The sequence below is a fragment of the Kitasatospora sp. NPDC032150 genome (assembly GCF_055579945.1).
Map to the genome: position 1 here is coordinate 1 of NZ_JBVIMH010000088.1, position 3,999 is coordinate 3,999.

General features: G+C 69.4%; 4 protein-coding genes and 1 pseudogene. 2 read left to right on the forward strand and 3 right to left on the reverse strand.

The window, feature by feature from the left end; all coding sequences use genetic code 11:
- Positions 1 to 99 precede the first annotated feature (99 nt).
- Positions 100 to 489, forward strand: a pseudogene (locus ACZ5ON_RS35800) (ATP-binding protein); the annotation flags it as partial.
- A gap of 54 nt (positions 490 to 543) precedes the next feature.
- Here the strand turns inward: ACZ5ON_RS35800 and ACZ5ON_RS35805 are convergent.
- Together ACZ5ON_RS35805 and ACZ5ON_RS35810 are read right to left on the reverse strand one after the other, a co-directional pair.
- Positions 544 to 1,059 (reverse strand): hypothetical protein, encoded by a 516-nt coding sequence (locus tag ACZ5ON_RS35805; protein WP_465601747.1) that lies wholly within the window; start codon positions 1,057 to 1,059, stop codon positions 544 to 546.
- A gap of 402 nt (positions 1,060 to 1,461) precedes the next feature.
- Positions 1,462 to 1,809, reverse strand: a complete 348-nt coding sequence (locus ACZ5ON_RS35810) for a hypothetical protein (protein WP_465601750.1) — start codon at positions 1,807 to 1,809, stop codon at positions 1,462 to 1,464.
- Between the two features lie 654 nt (positions 1,810 to 2,463).
- On the opposite strand from ACZ5ON_RS35810, the gene ACZ5ON_RS35815 reads away from it, so the two are divergent.
- Entirely contained in the window at positions 2,464 to 3,357 is an 894-nt protein-coding gene (locus tag ACZ5ON_RS35815) for an IS5 family transposase (RefSeq protein ID WP_465601752.1), read from the forward strand.
- Here the strand turns inward: ACZ5ON_RS35815 and ACZ5ON_RS35820 are convergent.
- Positions 3,338 to 3,832: a hypothetical protein gene (locus ACZ5ON_RS35820; protein ID WP_465601755.1), complete on the reverse strand. Its 495-nt coding sequence runs from the start codon at positions 3,830 to 3,832 to the stop codon at positions 3,338 to 3,340. The genes ACZ5ON_RS35815 and ACZ5ON_RS35820 overlap by 20 nt on opposite strands.
- Between the last annotated feature and the right edge of the window lie 167 nt (positions 3,833 to 3,999).

The following is a 3,999-nucleotide window of genomic DNA, read 5'->3' on the forward strand; positions in this document are numbered from 1 at the left end:
ATTGGTGGTGCTGGCCATGCTGAAGGGATCTCCTGTCTCGCCCATCCAGACTAACCCGACATTCCGGGCGTCTCAGTCGAGACTGTCAGAGAGGGCCTCGCCGTTCGCCAGGGCGCGAACGTCCGCTTCACGAAGACCAGCCGGGTCCTGGCCGAGCTCGCCGGCGGCCACGCGGACCGCACCTGGGACAAGCGGATGCGAGAGCTGATCCGACCCGACGTCCTCATCCTGGACGATTTCGCCATGCGGCAGATGAGCGCGGCCCAGGCCGACGACCTCTACGAGCTGGTCTCCGAGCGGCAGGGACGCTCGCTGATCATCACCAGCAATCGGGCTCCCAGCGACTGGTATCCGCTCTTCCCCAACCCCGTCGTCGCCGAGTCGCTCCTGGACCGGCTGATCAACACCAGCCACCAGGTCATCATGAACGGCCCCAACAAGCGCCCGAGGGGATCTGCCACGAAGGATGAGAAGGTCCTGACCAAGTAGTTCACGTTGGCCATCGCGGGTCCCGGCGACGGGGCCCGCGAGCGCGCGGCGAGCTCACGCCTTGAACACCGAGCCGTTCTCCACCACATAGTGCGGACGCTCTTCGCCTGAGCTGAGGAACCGCCAGTCTTCCCACTCCGGGCGCCCTGCCGGGAACACCTCCAAGGACATGCCGGACGAGAGCATCAGCTGAAGGTCGAACTCGTCGCCGATGCGCACGTGGTCGACGACGGGAGCATCTGCTGCGATGAGCTGCGTGACGGTTTTGACGCGGTCGTCGAACCGGCTCGTCCCGATGTCGCCCCCGGCCTCGAATCCGGCTCCGGCCCGCACGCCCGGAACATAGAGATCGCCCTCTTGGACCATCGTGGAGACGCCGTTGAGCAGCCGCCAGCGGCACTGCAAGTGCAGCGACATCTCCGGGCGGACTGTGTGCTCGCCGCGGTGGTCCACCCATGGCACGTCGTCACCGAACGTGAGCCAGACAAGCGTCGCGGCCCGGCCGATGGCCGTGAACGGCCGTCCCTCCAGCTCGCGCAACGCGGCGCGAGTGGCCTCAAGACCGGTCACAGTAGTCTCATCCTTCCTCGGCGCCGACGAACCCGAGTGCCGGCCGAAGGGCGGCATCGGAATCACAGGATACGGACGCAAGGTCCGAGGACCTGGGGAATTACGTGACCATGGCCCATGGGGAATTACGTGACCGTCCACACCCACCTGCGATGCGGATCCACACCAGCTTCCAGTCCCGTACGTCCTGGGACATGCCCGGCAGAGTCATCAGCTCGCGCGGGGCACGCTCCGCATCCCCCGGTACCGGGGGATGCCGGCGGGGACGGGAGAACGGGACTTCGGCGGTCATACGCCAATTTTCGAACGCATGTTCCCATATGTGCAAATGGCGCTCACCTTGCCGACGTTCACACTGGTCAGCGGTAGATCGGAGGCCGCGCCCGCGCTGTCGCCGCGCGGTCATCTCGTCAGCGTGGGCCTCGGGCGCGCCGTGCCGAGGCCGCGGGGACCGTCGATCGAGTGCAGCTCCAGGTAGCGGCCCGCCATCAGCACGAAGACCTCTTCGAGCTGCTCGCCGTTCGCATGACACCAGCGCACGATTGCCCGGCGCAGTACGGCACGCCGGTCCGGGCCCCGCTTGATTCCCGGGCGTAGCTCGCTGCGCACCTGGCGGTGGGCTTCGTCTACGTACTCGGCTGGGACGATGTCGTGGTCGAGGGCGAGGTCGAGGGCGTACTCGTACGGATATCGCGCGGGCACGAACGGCGGGCCAGGCACGTTGGCGATAGCTTCGGCAATGCTGGTCACCCGTCAACCGTGGCATGCCCTCGAGGCACTGGCATGCCGGAACGGGCCTGGAGGCAGCGATGTGGAGCAGCCTGAAGGTGTAGAGCGGAGGCACCACAGTCCTGGGCCGACGCTTCACCGGCCGCCACTGGGACTTCACCACCGACCGACAGCACCTGGCGCTGCCAGAGACGGCCGTCTCGGACGTGATGGGATGGCCGCGCCGGAGCCGGGAGAATAGTCCGATGACCAGTCAGCTCCCCCGCGGCCTTACCTCACTGATCCCCACCTCCCCCGCACTCACCGCCGGTCAGCGCGCCGCCGCTCGGCTCCTCCAACTCGACCAGGCGCCGCTGCCGAGGGCGGTAAGCGGGTGCTGTACGTGCGTTCTTCGCCGGACCCATGGTGGTGGCAGTGGCGCGGGCCGTGGGCGTGTGCGGTGTAGGAGACGGTTGCCTCGCACCTGGCGCGGAGCTTGAGAAGCGATTCCCAAACCGATGGACACGGCTGCTGCTCGAACTTCCGCGCGCATCAGCCTCGTTCGGGTGATCGCTCCGCAGTCGGCGCATGGAAGAAGGGCCTCCTGCACAGTTCGGTGATGTCGAGTCAACGAACAACCAGGAGGCCCTCGTGTCCCACTGTGGCGTGCTTGCTCCGTCCGTGTCCAGCTCCGGCATGTCGTGCGATTGCCTCGCACACCGGCTCGGGAACGCCGCCGACCAGCCCGACCGGACCCGCCGCTACGGCTCCGACCTGACCGACGCGCAGTGGACGATCGTGCGGCCGCTGCTGCCGGTCCCGTCCTGGCTGAACGGACGCGGCGGCCGCCCGGAGGGCTACTGCCACCGCCAGCTGATCGACGCCGTGCGCTACCTGGTCACCGAGGGCGTGCGCTGGGCCAGCCTGCCCACCGACTTCCCCAAGTGGCGGGCCGTGTACCGGTTCTTCCGCCGCTGGCGCGACAACGACTTCATCAAGGAGCTCTACGGCCGGCTGCGCACGATGCTGCGCGCGCTGGCCGGGAAGAAGCCCGAGCCCACGGCCGCGATCATCGACTCGCAGTCGGTCAAGGCAGACGCCACCGTCGGCGCGGCCACCCGCGGCTACGACGCCGGGAAGAAGATCAACGGGAGGAAGCGGCACATCGCCGTGGACACCCTGGGCCTCCTGCTGACCGTGATGGTCACCGCCGCCTCGGTCAAGGACAACGACGCCGGCCGCGACCTCCTGGAACAACTGCGCGCCGAACACCACCGCATCGCCCTGGTCTGGGCCGACGGCGGCTACACCGGTTGGCTGGTCACCTTCGCCCACGCCGTCCTGGCCCTCGCCCTGACCATCGTCAAGCGCAGCGACGACGCCACCGGGTTCGTGGTCCTTGCGCGCCGCTGGGTCGTGGAGCGCAGTTTCTCCCACCTGATCCGGGCCCGGCGCCTGGCCCGGGACTACGAGACCCGCATCGACAGCGCCGAGGCGATGGCCTGGTGGGCCGCGAGCATCCCGGCCACCCGCCGCCTGGCCCGCTCCGGCAGACCGGCACCCCGCCGCGTCAAGCCGTCCGCGGCCTGAACAGCCCCGGCCGCCCCTCGCTCAACCAGCCCCGCGCCACCAACCGCTTCGCCCGAAACCGCGCCGCCTGCTCCCTCGCGTCACTGGCCGGCCAGCCCAGATCCTCCCGCATCGCCCGAGCCCGCACCCCATCCCCGCCACCTGCCGCGTCCCGCTCGACCAGGGCCACGATCCGCGCGCACTCGGGCGGGAGCACCTCAGCCCCCAACCCCTCGCGCCACAGCGGCACTTCGACCCGCAGACCGACGCCGACCGCGACCGGCACCGCTACCGCCGGCGCCCCGGACACCGCAGCCTCATCGGCCGCCTCGGCCAGAGCCTCCACCGTCTCCTCACGAGCGATGACCGCGCGCCGCGCGGCTTCCTCCGCCTCCGCGACAGCGGCTTGAAGCCGTTCCAGCTCGGCCCTCAGCTCCCCCACCCGCGCCAGCGCCACCCGCTCGCGCCGCTCCAGCACTCCCAGCACCGACGGCATCCGCCACCTCCGACCACGCCCCGCACCGACACGACGGCCCGAGCATGCCTACCGAGCGACGGCCACACACCTGCCGAGTAGCCGGGGGGAATCTCACCCCCCGGCCCTCACAGAACCGTGCGTAACAGTCTCCCGTTACACGGCTCGTGCCGCTCTGATCGTCAGAC

Bases quoted from the DNA above. Each gene is read 5' to 3' on its own strand.
- ACZ5ON_RS35815 (WP_465601752.1), top strand. From the start codon at position 2,464: ATGTCGTGCGATTGCCTCGCACACCGGCTCGGGAACGCCGCCGACCAG.
- ACZ5ON_RS35820 (WP_465601755.1), bottom strand. From the start codon at position 3,832: ATGCCGTCGGTGCTGGGAGTGCTGGAGCGGCGCGAGCGGGTGGCGCTG.